The following is a 14,363-nucleotide window of genomic DNA, read 5'->3' as shown; positions in this document are numbered from 1 at the left end:
CTTCTCCTTATATGACTAAAACGAACGATTCAACACAAAATCTGTCATCTGACAGAAAAACTCAAATTCGTTTCCGAGCTCTCTGAATTGAACCTTTGCACGATCGGCGTAACGCTGCGCCCTGAATCGTGCACCTTCGAGACCGTAAACAGCAGGTGCAGTCAGCTTACCGCTCGCCTCATCTTTTCCCGGCGTCTTGCCAAGGGCGTTTTTATCTCCAACTACATCCAATATGTCGTCGGTGTATTGAAAGAGCATCCCCAAACAGATACCCGCACCGTGCAATTTTTCGATCACCGTCCTTGATGCACCCGCCATTATTGCTCCGACCTTGATTGCCACCGCAAGGAACTTGGCAGTCTTGTTCAGGTGTATGCTTCTCAAAACCTTCGGCTGCTGTTCCATATCGCATATATCGAGCATTTGCCCATGCACTACACCCTGCGGGCCGACAGCTTCACTGACTACTCTGATCACTTCCAATTTCTCGGGCGCATAGTCGTTACCGCTGCTGAACAACTCAAAGGCATAGGCAAATAGAGCATCACCGGAAAGGATCGCTGTCGCTTCGTTGAACTTCCGATGGGCCGATGCTTTGCCTCTTCGAAAATCATCATTGTCCATTGCCGGCAGGTCGTCATGGATCAGAGAATAGGTATGGATCAACTCAAGACCACATGCAATGGGCATTATCGCGCCGGTATCACTGCCACCGCATGCCTCGTATCCTGCAATCGCAAGTATGGGTCTTATCCGTTTGCCGCCATCAACCGAATAGTACATGATGTCAAACAGCGCATTCTTCTGCGAAAAAAATTTCTTCAGATCCGCATCCACCAGATTTTTCTGACACGCCAAATATTCATCAAAAGCAAATTTCTGCATGATATTTCAAGAACGTAATTCTAATGCAAAATACATATTTGTCAATATGCAATTGGTATATTCAATGAATCCAACCTATTCTGCGATATTCCTTGTATATTTCTGAGATTATCCGTCTCGGATGCGGGAATTCATGTACCCACTCTAAACCTTCCTTACGTTTCTTTTCACGTAATTGATGGTCGCGCAACAATTTCGAAAGTACTTCTTCGAAATCCCTTTTTGTAGCTTTGACAAATGGATGACCGGGTAGCAGTCTCTCGTATTCATCCGGAATTTCCGTAATCGTGGGTGCCCCGAGCGCGAGAAATTCCAATCCGCTGCGGCCGTATCCGGTTCCGGCGTAGTTGCCGATCTGATCGATACCAATATCACAGATAGCCTTCAATTCCATGCATTTATTATGGGATACACCCTCAATGAGCAGAAACTCGAAGTTCAGATGCTTCTTTATTCGGTTCACCGCTTCAATAATATCTCCAGTACCTTTCGCGGTCCTGCGTGTCGGCGAATGCCCGACACGTAACACCTTGTTCTCGCGCGTGCGGGCTTTGATATTACCAACTTCGTAAGGAATAGGCACGAAGAAAAGCGTTGGATCTATCTTTGTATGGTCTAACTCCGAAGTGAACCTCAGGTGGGCGTGTTCGTGCAAAAAGGAATTCATACCCCATTTTCTGAGCTCGCTTCCAAAGAAGTGCGTGACGAGCTTCTTCCCTTTTAGCTTCTTCAGGATCCGGTCACCGTAAATGAAAGGAACATCCCCGTCAAAATGGTAGATATCAAAACTGTCCAGCTCATAGCGGCGCCACGCGCGGCTCAATCTATAGAGCCAGGTGTAATCCCGGGCTTTGAAATACAACCTTTCTAAAGGATTTTCGCCTTTCACTTTAAGCCTCAACTCGGTTTCCATTACATTGACGTTGTACCGACCCAAAATCCTCGAAAGGCTACTTGGAAACCCGGAATCGAGAAACGGGTAATGCAAACAAATTCCGTTTGGAAAACCAAGCCGGGAACGGACCATCGTCGTCAAGCAACCCTTGTCGCCAAAATAGCTGTGACTTCTACTCAACAAACCAGGCACGTCCTGGAAGTTCTCAAATGAAAGGTGCAAGATACGCACGTAACTAATCCCTCCCCGATAAGAAATTTCTCATTTTTATCCTCAGCAGCCGTGAGAGTTTCTTTAGCTTATTCCAATCAGTTACCTTTTTCACACCATGTTTGAATCCCTTCCAACCTCTGAACTTCCGTGAGTATACCTGTAGCGCAATACTTTCCAGTTCATCATAGCCAAGTTGCGGTTGGACCAGCACTGGTATCGACCGTGTCTGCATAATGTTGTCAAGTCGCGGGTCATCATAGGGTAAACTCCACTCAAAATCGCTGGGTAAAAAACTATTCTTGAAGGCATATTCTTCCAGATAAGTTCCCGGATAGACACGCACACCAGCACCGCTGGCCACGGTCGATATCTCACCGGCATGCTCGTCGATGAACTCGAAAGTCTTCTCCACGTCATCCATTGTTTCGCCAATATGTCCGAACGAGAAAAATACCTTGGTACGCAGACCTACACTGTTGCACAGATTCAGCAGTTCGACTGCCTGCTCGACTCTAATAGCTTTACGCATCAGATCAAGGACGCGCTGGCTTGCGGACTCAACACCGAAATTGACATAGTAACATCCTGAATCTCTCATCTTCTCAAGCATTTCAAGATCGACCGAGCCGATTCTTATCTCACATTCCCACGGGAAATTGAGTTTGCGTTTCGTTATCTCATCACAGAATTCATAAACATGTTCTTTCTTCATGGTAAAGGTGCTATCAAAAATCTTCAGACCCTCGTACCCGTAGCTACTGAAAAGAAATTCAACATCATCGAGCATACGTTGAGCAGAATGAGTCGTCACCTTATGTCCGAACATCCTACTGGCAGAGCAAAAACTGCATTTTGCATAACAACCCCGTGAGGTCAGAAGGGAAATCGCTCTACGACCCAGAAAATCCATTTCTACTGAATACTGTTCCATATTCAGCAGTTGATATGCTGGTTTGGGTAGACTATCGAGCGGGTTGACGCGCGGTGCCGGACGCGTCTGTACGATGTCCTCACCTTTTCGATAGCATATACCACAAACATCTTCGGGTTCTTCACTAGCGCATAGTTTATCAAGCAGCGCTACGATTGTATCTTCACCTTCACCACATACAACATAGTCGATTTCGGTTATCCGCCGAAGGGTATTGACGCCGGTGAAAGTGGCATGCACGCCTCCATAAATAGTCACAATCTCCGGTGAATAAGCCTTTGCTTCATTTGCCAATCGAAACGACTCAAAGCGAGTATGACTGGTGCCAGAAATGCCAAGATATTTTGGCTGAAACAAATCCAGCCAGTACGTTAACGGGCGTCTATCTACTTCAAAATCCACGATTTTTACGGAGTAGCCACGGGTCTGGAGTTTTCCAGCGATGTATGCAAGACCCAGAGGCGGCATTCGTTCAAAGAACGCTCCTGCCTCTTTTGGATTAACCAGTAACAGATCAGTCATAAATGTCTATATATGTCAAATTTAATTACAGAGGAAAAACAGCAGGCCATACATGAAACAGTTGCGCTATTTCATATGCACAAATGCGCGCTCCAGAGCATCATCAATTGAGGTTTCCACATAACCAAGTTTCTCTCTGGCAAGTCTGGCGTTCCCGGTCAGTTCGTTCTCTTCTACCGTTATTTTGCTGGGTTCTTTTCCTATTATCTGTCTTATCTTCTCGACAATCGTTTCAACTTTTATCGGGCTACCACATAAGTTGTAAACACCAACCTGTTTGCGGTCGTGGATCTTCAACAGGGGAGCAACAATATCGTCGCCAAACGTGGGGCTGATCTGATCATACGTCGATTCCACAGGATTCCCGGATTTGACGGCACGTGCGAGGTCGAAGAGAAAACCCTGTTCAACACCACTACCAAAAGGAAAGAATAAGCGGACTGTACTTATCCTGAGTGCCCGCTGATAGTATTTGAAGAACATCTCTGCCTGGTATTTCGTAGTCGCATAGAACCCATGTGGTTCGAGAGCAGCCTCCTCAGTCAGGTCTTTGCCTCTGCCATAGACTTCTCCGCTCGAGAGATGTGTGAAACTCTCAGCGCCAACGTTCTTGGCCCAGTCCAACAGCAGCAGCGTGGCCAGTGTATTGGCTTTGAATACTTTCGAAAACCTGCCGCCGTACATATCAAAGATATGGAAAATGTGCTTGACCCTTCTGGGTAATGTTTTTTCAAGAATCGGGTCATGCTCGAATTTCAAGAAACCATATTTTATGTTCTTCTTGCCAAGAAAAGACATCGGTACGTCTTTTGGGGTCGGGTAAATTGCATAAACACTCTCCCCTCTCTGCAGCAGTTCGAGTATCAACTTCTCGGCGAAACCAAAAGCGCTGGTTAAAAGATTATCAAATTCCATTGTGTATTATACCTTACGTCCTTCTCACCGTCAATAATTGTCGTGTAACAATACTTCCAGCAAGCACATTTGGACGAAAAGCAGAGCGTTGAGGCTATTTTTCGATCCAGACTCTTTCCATTACAACATCGGCCAATGGCTTGTCATACTGCCCGGTCCCCACATTGCCTATGCGGTCCACAACGTCCATGCCCTGTACGACCCGACCGATGATCGTATACCGACCATCGAGTCTGGGCTGAGGCTCTAAACATATGTAGAACTGAGATCCGTTTGTATTTGGACCCCGATTCGCCATCGCCACTGTGCCTTTCAGGTGTTTCTCCTGCGGCGAGATTTCATCCTCGATCTCATACCCAGGGTCGCCCGTGCCATCGCCGTTCGGACACCCGCCCTGAATAACAAAACCTTTTATGACCCTATGGAAAATCAGATTGTTGTAGAAACCTTTATCTGTCAGTTCAATGATATTTTTGACGTTTTTCGGCGCTGCATCCGGCAGCAGCTCGATCACAACGGTACCATAGTCCTTTACCGCAATGTTCATGTAAGGAACGCCGGTCTTTTTGACGACCATATCACTGTCCTTCTGAACACCGCATGCAAAGAAAAGCATAGCGGCCATGCACAAATATCTCATCAAATCCTCCTTTGGCAAATTGAAACATATTATATTCATTTATGGGCAAAAGTCAAATGAGCCTTTGTGCGTCAGCCTGTATGCAGTCCTGATTGCTGATACGACAAGCTTCGCGTTCAAGGCGGTTCGTCAACCGTTCGGAGCAGGAACTAATGCCTGAAAACGATTGACAACCGTCGAAAAATCAGTATAATCACGTGAATGGCAAAACTATTCAAAGGAGGATTTATAGCCAAATGAAAGAAATTGCTCAAGAGGATTTGAACAAACTGTTGGAAGAATCATTTGTCACACCTAAAGAGGGTGATATTGTAAAAGCGACGGTCATCAAAAGAACGAAGAACGGTGTTCTGCTCAATCTTGGCCTTAAGGCCGAGGGATTTCTGCCCCTCGAAGAATTCGGTGCTCCTGAAGATGCCGAAGAAGGAAAAACGATATATGTTTTTCTCGAAGCCTTTGAAGATCGGGAAGGATTTCCCGTAATATCGAAGAAAAAAGCGGATTTTCAGCTCGCCTGGGACAAAATAAAACATATATATGAGAACGGCGAGACTGCTTCATGCACGATAAAAAAGCGAATCAAGGGCGGGTATTCGGTCGATCTCATGGGGGTTGAAGCATTTCTGCCCAGTTCACAGATCGACTACAAGGCACAAGCTGACGGCGAATCTCTGATCGGTCAGAAATCCGAAGTCAAGATCGTAAAGATCAACATGCTGCGCAAGAACATCGTGGTTTCGAGAAAAATGGCGGTCGAAGAAGAACAAGCAAAAGCGCGCAAGCGCATATTCAGCAAGATGAAAGTTGGCGATATCATTGACGGCACCGTGCGTAATCTCACAGATTTTGGAGCCTTTATTGATATCGGAGGCATCGACGCCCTGCTTCATATCACGGATATTTCCTGGCTGAAAATAACCCATCCGGCCGAGGTCGTAAAAGTCAATGACAAGATCAAGGTCAAGGTGCTTATCATGGATCGCGAAACCGGCAGGATTGCTGTTGGCTTGAAGCAACTGACCGAGCATCCCTGGGAAGCCATCGAGAAAAAGTATCCGGTCGGCACCAGGGTTAAAGGAAAAGTGACCAGTGTCGTCGACTATGGAGCATTTGTTGAGCTTGAAAAAGGCATAGAAGGACTCATCCACGTGTCTGAGATGTCCTGGACAAAAGACGTAAAGGATCCATCGTCACTTCTCAAGGTTGGCGACGCGGTTGAAGCTGTTGTCCTATCAATCGACCGCAATGAACAAAGGATTTCTCTCGGGATGAAACAGACAAAACCAGATCCCTGGTCAACAGTTGATGAAAAACTCGAAGTCGGCCAAAAGGCAGTCGTCAAGGTGACTAATCTCAAGGACTTCGGTGCTTTCGTGCAGATAATCGACGGTGTCGAAGGCCTTATCCACGTCAATGATTTTTTCTGGGACAAAAAGGTCAAGAAGGCTTCTGACTATCTGCGTAAAGGACAGAAAGTCGAAGCGGTCATCTGCACGATCGACCGTAAGAACCGAAGAATATCACTGAGCATCAAACACTGTAAAGAGGATCCATTCACCAAGTTTGTTGAAACCTTTCCTGAAGGTTCAAAGATAACAGGCAAGATCAGTGATATTTTGCCAAAAGGGATCCGGCTGGTGCTCGAAGGTGGAGTTGAGGAATTCATACCGGCAAATTATCTGGCAAGGCGCGGGAAGAAACCAAAAGACCTATACACGCTCGGTGAGGAGATTGAGGTAACGGTGCGGAAGATCAATTCGAGGTTGCGAAGAATAATCCTCAGCGAGAAGGAAATCTTCAAGGCCCCGCTAAAGAAAAAAGAAGCGCCGAAACCAGCGCCTGATAAATTCACCATCGGTGATATCCTTGATTCTCAGAAACAAGCGGAGCAAAAAGAGTAGCATAATCCGGCTTGCAAAAACTAATCAATCTAGGCTGTAAGCTCAATCAGTACGAAGGCTACTGTCTGCTGGAAGTATTCAGCGACGTAGAAGATCTGGTCATCGTCAATACCTGTTGCGTGACCAGAGAAGCGGAGCTGAATTCTCACAAAAAATTCCGCCAGGCGCTGAGAAAATTCCCCCAAGCCACGATCATCGCAACCGGATGTGCTTGTCGCACTGACCCGGACAGATACGCGAAGGCAACCTACCTGATCGACAACGTCGATCGAAATACAACGATCAAGGATATCTTGCCCAGACCAGACAAGACACGCTATTTCCTGAAGATACAGGACGGCTGCGATATGAAGTGCTCGTATTGCATCGTGGCAAAGGTACGGTCAACGGTTGAGAGTAAAACGATAGAGGAAATCGAGAGAGAAGTGCGGTGGGCGATATCGCTAAACTACAAGGAAATCGTCCTCGTGGGAGCAAACATTGGCCTCTACGGAAGGGATGCAAACACTTCACTCGATGAACTGCTCGTTGCTTTACACAAAATACCCGGATGCCCCCGGGTCCGGATATCATCGATAGAGCCGTTTTTTATTACTCCCCGATTAGTAGATACCATGAGAGAAACCTCGGCGTGCCGTCACTTCCACATTCCTATCCAGAGCGCCGACAATACAATACTTGAGAAAATGAACCGCTCATACGATAAAGAACACCTTGAAAAGGTGATCCGCCTGATCAAGGGGAAGTTTCAGGATGTCGCAATAGGAGCAGATGTAATCGTCGGGTTTCCTGGTGAAGGCGAACAGGAGTTCAGGAATACATATGAATTCATACACGAACAGCCGTTCACTCACGTGCATGTGTTCCCCTTTTCACCCAGGTATGGCACCGACGCTTTCAAGTTAGGCGACCCGGTATCTAAGATCGAGAAGAAGAATCGACTCTGGGAACTCAAGAAATTGATAGGACAAAAGAATTACGAATTCCGCAGGCAACTTATCAACAAGAAATTCGAGGTCGCTGTCGAGTACAAAAATGGGCATTGCCTGGGACTTACAGACAATTACATCAAGGTCCACATTGACGAACAATGCCCAAAGAATGAACTTGTCGAGGTCATGATCGATAACGTAACCGAGGACATCACCCATGCAATACCCTGTACTGTAAAAAACCAGACAATACATTGAAAAAGAGATTCTTCATTAAAACCTTTGGCTGCCAGATGAACAAGAATGACTCTTTTCTCATGAGTAAAATTCTCACCGATCAGGGTTTTAAGTCGGTTGATAACCCGGTAACTGCAGACATATTTATCGTAAATACATGCACGGTAAGAGCACACGCCGCAAACCGAGCACTCGCCTACACGTCTGGTCTAAAAAACTGGCGAAAGGAAGGTGAGCGGGTTCTGGCTGTTGTCGGCTGTCTTGCGAAAAGCAATGCTGACGATATCACAAGAAAACTCAATCACGTTGATCTTATTCTGGGGCCGGATTCCTACCGGGAGATTGGCAACTATATAGCACAAATAATGGAAACAAAGGTGAGGATCATCGATACAAAGCTCTCGGCCGAGACGTACTGCGGCATATACCACTCGCCGAATGCGATCACTGATTTCGTTTCAATAATGCGCGGCTGTAATAATTACTGTTCGTATTGTGTAGTGCCTTATGTTCGGGGACATGCGCGGTCGCGTCCTTTCGTTGACATATGTAGCGAGGTCAGCCACCTCGTGAAACACGGGGTCAAGGATATTACGCTGCTGGGACAAAACGTCAACGAATACCACCATGAGGATATGAATTTCGCGGGGCTACTTGAACGTATCGCGCGGATTCCCGGTGCATTCAGAATACGTTTTCTGACCTCTCATCCAAAAGACTTTAGCAAAGAAACCGTTCAGGTTATAAAGAGTCACCATAACATATGCGAATGGTTTCACCTTCCGCTCCAATCAGGCAGTAACCGAATCCTGCGGCTGATGAACCGCAAATACACGACAGAACATTATCTCGCCCTCGTGGACTATATCCGCCAGGAGATCCCTAACCCTACCATAACTACCGACATCATCGTCGGTTTTCCCACTGAAACCCAGGAGGAATTTCTCGAGACTATTTCCGTGTTAAAACAAATCGGATTCGGCTATGCCTACATGTACCGTTACTCAAAGAGGGCGGGAACAGAAGCAAGCAACATGCAATCACTGGATGAGAATACGATCAAGCGACGCCTAAGCGAGTTGATCAGAGTCCAGAATGAGATCGTCAAAGAGAAGACATCCGGGATGATTGGCAGAGAGTATGAAGTGCTGTTCGAGAGTGCTGCCAGAGGAAAAGCTTCACGCGGCAAGACACGCGGTAACAAAGATGTCATTGTGCAAACGCAGATAAAGCCGGGAGAGGTTAGAAACGTTGTCATAAAAGAAATGAAAGGTCACACGCCGATAGGCGAACTGATCGACGAATAACGCCACACGCATCACGCCTGACGCTTCACGTATTCTCGTTACTATCGTTAGGTTCGGTAATGTCGATGCAGAGGCATAGAGTAGATACGTAGCAACTCACTATGTTCTCGATGCGTTCCTTGTGTCACTTACCAGAACAATAATGCCTTATTCTTCGAGCTTGTCGAGAAGCAAATTCTCCAACGAGGCAACTCTTTCAGTGCTTTCAATGTTTATTGATCTAGCATATTCAGCGCTTGTTGTATTCGTTTATGCTATGTTCAGTATTTCAAGCGAAGCGTGTCTTCAGCCGAAGGCATGACTCCAGTGAAACATAGCTTCAGTCCGTTGTGCGGACATGTCTTCAACTACCGTTGTTTCGTTCCCAGCTTCTCACCTTCTCATCTTCATAACTTCTAAGGGCGTTCTGTTGACTCTCCCTGCAACGGGACTATAATGTCATGTGTTGTCCGGTCCCATCTGGCTGATGCAGCCGATCCCTTATTTTGGCGAAAAAATACGAGGCGGTTGGATATATGAACCGAAGATCGACGGATGGCGCATGCAAATAATCTGCTACAAAGGTGGCAAATTAGAATGCTGGGGAAGGCGGCTCGAACGCAAGCCGAACTGGTCGGCCAAATTAGGTTATTTGCTCGAAAAATTGCTTGGTATGCTTCCAGAAAATACTCTACTCGATTGTGAGTTGTGTTCCAGCGGCGGCAGACGTCTCATTCCATCACTATTCGTCAAGGAACCAAAGGTTGATCCAATCGTCTATGTTTTCGATATGATATACTACAACGGTATGGATATCAGCAAGAAAACATTAAAGCAGCGAAAGAGATTGCTGGGCAGAATGAGTTTCAACCCACCCTTTTACTATGTACCAGACAAGAAGCTGACGGATTTGAAAAGTAGTTATCTGTCAGAAGTGAAGAAAGGACATGAAGGCATTGTTATCAAGAAGCTAAGCTCGCTGTATCTCCTCGGTAAAGAAAGTCCCATAGCCACGCAGGATTGGAGGAAAATAAAATGACCAGACGTACTGAGCAGTATCGTAAAGCTCGCAGTATCATTTCACTCGCCGAAGCGCAGCGTTCATAAGCTATGAATATTCAGGTATCCTGGTCCATTTTTAGGCAGATTTAGGTCTTTCGTATTTGTCTGCTCCGAAGACAAAGGAGGATGTATGTCAGTTGGCAGATTTCAAGTAATGGCGACATTACAGGCAGCTCGGGCGTATGTCCTGGGAATGCCGGTCGCTTCAGCGAAGTCATTCGGGCTGAACCGCGCGATATTCTACGCGGCCGCAAAGCGCGGTTTTAAAGGCAAGGGAGGCGTGAAACCACCAGGCAAATTCAAATCAAAGGGGAAAGAATACAATGAAAGTGAAGTAAGGAAAATGCAGAAATCATTCACCATGACGAGTATTGGAGACGAAGCGGCCTACAGTGTGAAGATCGCGGGTAAACAATTCTTCGTCATGGGAAGCGAGGTCCAGTCACCGGACGATTTCAAGCGGCAGATCGCCAAACGCTTCGGCAAGAATTTCAGCACAGCGTGGAAGGAGGCCGTTAAAATCTGCAAAGAGCACGATAAAGCCGTACTAAAATCTCAGCGCTACTTCTATGAGACCATATATAAACCACGCCGAGACGAGCTCGCCAAAAAATGGACTGAGAAGTACGCGACGTAGTCGGAAGAGCATACGTGCATTGACTTTGCACGTCACAGCAGTATAATGATTGAAGGAGCTATCATGAAATACGAAGTCCACTATTGGGACAAGCCAGGCAGAGATAATACAGAAGATACACTTGACGCAGCCTTGAAACGGGCCAGGGAAACTGGCATAAAATACATCATCGTTGCGTCGTGTGTCGGCTACACGACGAAGCTGCTTTGTGAGAAGGCTGAAGATCTGAATATCATCTCGGTGGCGCACCAGGCTGGGTTCCGTGACCCGGGGAAATGCGAACTTTCAGAAGAAACTGAAACAGAACTGATCAGCAAAGGTGTTAAGGTATACACCGGCACTCACTTCTTTGGCGGGCTGGGCCGGGCAGTTAGAATGAAATTTGGTGGTCTGGAAGTCGATGAACTTACGGCAAATACCCTGCGTATCTTCGGCCAGGGAACCAAGGTCGCAATCGAGATCGCGATAATGGCTATTGATGCAGGGCTTATACCATATGACCAGGAGGTCATCGCTATCGGAGGGAGCGGGCAGGGTGCCGACACCGCAATCGTATGCCTTCCGAGACACGGAAAAGATTTCTTCTCGTTCGAAGTGCGTGAAATAATCTGCAAGCCGCGATTGATAAAATGAAATCCAGGGTCGCCGTCGTCAAAACGAATCCAGGTAAAGTCCTCGAAGACATACAGCGTTTGATGGAGCTTGCCGGCGTCCGGTACCATCTCAAGAGTAACTTGCCCACAATCCTCAAGGTGAACATAACCTGGCATTTCTATTATCCGGCATGTTCAACCACACCCTGGCAACTTGATGGTGTTGTGTCCGCACTCAGCAAGTTCGGATACCGTGATCTCATACCAGCGCAGAATCGTACCGTCGTAATCAATCCAGAGATCGGCGCGGATAATAATCACCTGACATCGGTAATGAAGAAGCACAATCTGAAATTCGTATATCTCTACAAACCTGACGTTGAATGGATACACTTCAAACCAAAATCAAGAATGCTGGTTCTGGATAGAGTATACGCCGATGGTATCCAAATACCAAAATTATTCATTGGCAAAAACGCCTTCCACCTTCCGACCATGAAAACGCATGTCTTTACTACGATAACCGGCGCAATGAAAAACGCATTCGGCGGACTGCTTAATGACAACCGCCACTGGACTCACTCGGTCATCCACGAAACGCTCGTAGATCTGCTCCAGATACAGAAAGAAATACACCCCGGAATATTTTGCGTGACAGATGGCACGGTCGCGGGAGATGGTGCGGGCCCCCGTCTCATGCATCCGCATGTCAAGAATTACATGCTGGCGAGCGGAGATTCAGTAGCTATAGATGCTGTCACTGCCAAAATGATGGGTTTTGACCCGCTTGACCTGAAGTTTCTCTACCTTGCGCATCAGATGGGATTGGGTAATGCAGATCCTCACGAGATAGAGATCGTAGGCGAGGATATCCGAAACGTCAATTTTCATTTCCAGATGAAGGATACTTTTGCATCCCGGGGGCAGAAAGCCATATACTGGGGGCCTCTTAAACCCCTTGAAAATCTGTTGCTCCGGACCCCGATCGTGCCATGGTCATTCATAGCCTCAAGATTCTACCACGACTATTACTGGTATAACATCCACGGCAAGAAGATCGCACAGAAATTCCTGCGAACGGACTGGGGTAAGCTGTTCAATTCTTACAAATAACTCCCGAAAATGAAGCGTTTTCTCCAGAAAACTGGTACTCTTACCAACCGGCACTCTTCTCAAGTCTGCGGTATTGCAGAACAAAGCTACAGATGGCCAGCGCGAATAGATAATTGACATCCTCCATCGATTTTATATAATTTTTAAGGTTTAACCGTAGCGGTTGACCAAATTCGTAATCCTCTCTGGATGGGAATATGGTATCAAAGCTCGAAAGGAGGAAATTTGCAGGTCTACGGTAAGGTAAAGTGGTTCGATGGCAAAAAGGGATACGGGTTTATCGAGAATGAAGACGGGTCCGGTGATGTCTTTGTGCACTATGCTGATATTACTGGTGAAGGTTATCGGGTCCTTCGTGAAGGCGAGCGAGTTAAGTTCGAAATAAGTCAAACACCCAAGGGTTCAAAGGCAATAAAGGTCGAACGCACTAACGAATAAGCAACAGGCACGCATGTGTTTCAGGGGGCGAATCTCGTGTTTGCCCCCTTTTTTTGCTGCTATCGCCACCTTGACACCTGAGTGGATTATTGTTATACTTTAGTGTGCCTTTTTTGCGCATCATAGACGTAAACCTCAATCGGTTGGATGAATCCCTCAAGCTCATAGAAGATATCGCACGATTCCATATCTATGACCGGAACCTCCTGTCCCAGACGAGGAATATCAGAAATGCCTTCCGTGATTTCAAAAAATCATTGCCCTTGAAAAAAGTCATCCAGTCTCGCCTGAGCAGTGAAGACCCCGGGCGCCCGGCAAAATTCGACACCATAACAACCAAAACAAGCACCATAGTAATCTTGTCCAATATAACCCGCGCCAAGGAGGCATCGAGAATACTTGAAGAAACGTGCAAGACTTTTGACACAAAACTGAGCGGATCAATGAAAGAAATACGATTCAAGATTTACGACCTCGAAAAAGATTTTGTAAGACACATCGATAAGCGTTTCGACCCTTACCTTCACGTGATCATCGATGAACAGTACCTGCCTTCCTGTAATGTCGAAGAAGTAACCAGAATCCTCATGAAAAACGGCGCCACGATGATTCAGCTGAGGATCACATCACTGAACGATCGCGCTTTCTTGAAATACGCCCATAAAATACGCAAAACAATAGGCGAGAAAGATGTGAAATTCATAGTCAACAATCGTGCGGATATTGCGATAGCATGTAATGCACACGGCATACACTTAGGGCAAAAGGATATACCCGTGAGTATTGTACGGAGAATCATGGGCGATACGGCGATCATCGGAGCCTCAGCCCGTACTATAAAAGAAGCCGTGAAGGCGGAGTCTGATGGAGTCGATTATCTGGGAGTCGGTGCGATCTACCCCACGAAGACAAAAACGGATGCCCGCAAATGCACGATCAGCACCTTGAGGTCAATATGCCGGTCTGTGAAGATTCCCGTCATCGGTATTGGCGGCGTGAATGACAAGAACTACAAATCTATTCTGCACGCAGGAGCATCCGGCATTGCAGTTGCGTCCTTCGTCTTCGGAGGCAATATGAAAAACAGATTGCGTTCATTGACACGCAAATAGAATATGCATATAATTACCATATCTATGCCCTTAGTTTTCTCCCCGTTGTAC

The 14,363-nt window shown here is 46.6% G+C and carries 14 protein-coding genes; 9 read left to right on the top strand and 5 right to left on the bottom strand.

Features of this window, described 5'->3' with window-relative positions:
• Positions 1-15 precede the first annotated feature (15 nt).
• From OEV79_05785 to OEV79_05765, 5 genes are all read right to left on the bottom strand, one after another.
• Positions 16-858, bottom strand: a complete 843-nt coding sequence (locus OEV79_05785) for a polyprenyl synthetase family protein (protein ID MDH4210940.1) — start codon at positions 856-858, stop codon at positions 16-18.
• An 88-nt stretch (positions 859-946) separates the two neighbouring features.
• Complete coding sequence (locus OEV79_05780; protein MDH4210939.1) at positions 947-2,011, bottom strand: hypothetical protein; 1,065 nt, start codon at positions 2,009-2,011, stop codon at positions 947-949.
• Positions 2,012-2,015: 4 nt separating this feature from the next.
• A complete protein-coding gene (locus OEV79_05775) occupies positions 2,016-3,446 on the bottom strand; it encodes a B12-binding domain-containing radical SAM protein (GenBank protein MDH4210938.1) in 1,431 nt (476 codons plus the stop codon).
• Positions 3,447-3,512: 66 nt separating this feature from the next.
• Complete coding sequence (locus OEV79_05770; protein ID MDH4210937.1) at positions 3,513-4,361, bottom strand: NAD(P)-dependent oxidoreductase; 849 nt, start codon at positions 4,359-4,361, stop codon at positions 3,513-3,515.
• Positions 4,362-4,455: 94 nt separating this feature from the next.
• The gene (locus OEV79_05765) at positions 4,456-5,001 is read right to left on the bottom strand and encodes a peptidylprolyl isomerase (GenBank protein ID MDH4210936.1); all 546 of its coding nucleotides are present in this window, start codon (positions 4,999-5,001) and stop codon (positions 4,456-4,458) included.
• Positions 5,002-5,237: 236 nt separating this feature from the next.
• On the opposite strand from OEV79_05765, the gene OEV79_05760 reads away from it, so the two are divergent.
• The 9 genes from OEV79_05760 to thiE all read left to right on the top strand — a co-directional run bounded on the left by OEV79_05760 (position 5,238) and on the right by thiE (position 14,312).
• Positions 5,238-6,902 (top strand): 30S ribosomal protein S1, encoded by a 1,665-nt coding sequence (locus tag OEV79_05760; GenBank protein MDH4210935.1) that lies wholly within the window; start codon positions 5,238-5,240, stop codon positions 6,900-6,902.
• 11 nt (positions 6,903-6,913) lie between these two features.
• On the top strand, positions 6,914-8,092 hold the full coding sequence (locus OEV79_05755) for a MiaB/RimO family radical SAM methylthiotransferase (protein MDH4210934.1): 1,179 nt from the start codon (positions 6,914-6,916) through the stop codon (positions 8,090-8,092).
• Entirely contained in the window at positions 8,089-9,378 is a 1,290-nt protein-coding gene (miaB, locus tag OEV79_05750; GenBank protein MDH4210933.1) for a tRNA (N6-isopentenyl adenosine(37)-C2)-methylthiotransferase MiaB, read from the top strand. Before OEV79_05755 ends, miaB begins: the two co-directional genes overlap by 4 nt.
• A 442-nt stretch (positions 9,379-9,820) precedes the next feature.
• Entirely contained in the window at positions 9,821-10,396 is a 576-nt protein-coding gene (locus OEV79_05745) for a hypothetical protein (GenBank protein MDH4210932.1), read from the top strand.
• Positions 10,397-10,549: 153 nt separating this feature from the next.
• Entirely contained in the window at positions 10,550-11,056 is a 507-nt protein-coding gene (locus OEV79_05740) for a hypothetical protein (GenBank protein MDH4210931.1), read from the top strand.
• Positions 11,057-11,119: 63 nt separating this feature from the next.
• Positions 11,120-11,689 carry a hypothetical protein gene (locus tag OEV79_05735; protein ID MDH4210930.1) on the top strand — a complete coding sequence of 190 codons (570 nt, stop codon included), beginning with the start codon at positions 11,120-11,122 and terminating at the stop codon, positions 11,687-11,689.
• Positions 11,686-12,762 carry a DUF362 domain-containing protein gene (locus tag OEV79_05730; GenBank protein ID MDH4210929.1) on the top strand — a complete coding sequence of 359 codons (1,077 nt, stop codon included), beginning with the start codon at positions 11,686-11,688 and terminating at the stop codon, positions 12,760-12,762. Before OEV79_05735 ends, OEV79_05730 begins: the two co-directional genes overlap by 4 nt.
• Before the next feature lie 225 nt (positions 12,763-12,987).
• Positions 12,988-13,200, top strand: a complete 213-nt coding sequence (locus tag OEV79_05725; GenBank protein MDH4210928.1) for a cold shock domain-containing protein — start codon at positions 12,988-12,990, stop codon at positions 13,198-13,200.
• A 104-nt stretch (positions 13,201-13,304) separates the two neighbouring features.
• Entirely contained in the window at positions 13,305-14,312 is a 1,008-nt protein-coding gene (thiE, locus tag OEV79_05720) for a thiamine phosphate synthase (protein MDH4210927.1), read from the top strand.
• Positions 14,313-14,363 lie beyond the last annotated feature (51 nt).

Source organism: candidate division WOR-3 bacterium, from assembly GCA_029858255.1.
In the GTDB taxonomy this organism is placed as follows: domain Bacteria; phylum Hydrothermota; class Tepidihabitantia; order SM23-42; family SM23-42; genus SM23-42.
Note: the sequence above shows the minus strand (reverse complement) of the source record. Positions and strands in the feature narration are given on the sequence as shown.

What these genes read in the sequence shown, in the direction of transcription:
- OEV79_05775 (MDH4210938.1), bottom strand. Translation starts at nt 3,446, where the DNA reads ATGACTGATCTGTTACTGGTTAATCCAAAAGAGGCAGGAGCGTTCTTT.
- OEV79_05770 (MDH4210937.1), bottom strand. Translation starts at nt 4,361, where the DNA reads ATGGAATTTGATAATCTTTTAACCAGCGCTTTTGGTTTCGCCGAGAAG.
- OEV79_05765 (MDH4210936.1), bottom strand. Translation starts at nt 5,001, where the DNA reads ATGAGATATTTGTGCATGGCCGCTATGCTTTTCTTTGCATGCGGTGTT.
- OEV79_05760 (MDH4210935.1), top strand. Translation starts at nt 5,238, where the DNA reads ATGAAAGAAATTGCTCAAGAGGATTTGAACAAACTGTTGGAAGAATCA.
- OEV79_05740 (MDH4210931.1), top strand. Translation starts at nt 10,550, where the DNA reads ATGTCAGTTGGCAGATTTCAAGTAATGGCGACATTACAGGCAGCTCGG.
- OEV79_05735 (MDH4210930.1), top strand. Translation starts at nt 11,120, where the DNA reads ATGAAATACGAAGTCCACTATTGGGACAAGCCAGGCAGAGATAATACA.
- OEV79_05730 (MDH4210929.1), top strand. Translation starts at nt 11,686, where the DNA reads ATGAAATCCAGGGTCGCCGTCGTCAAAACGAATCCAGGTAAAGTCCTC.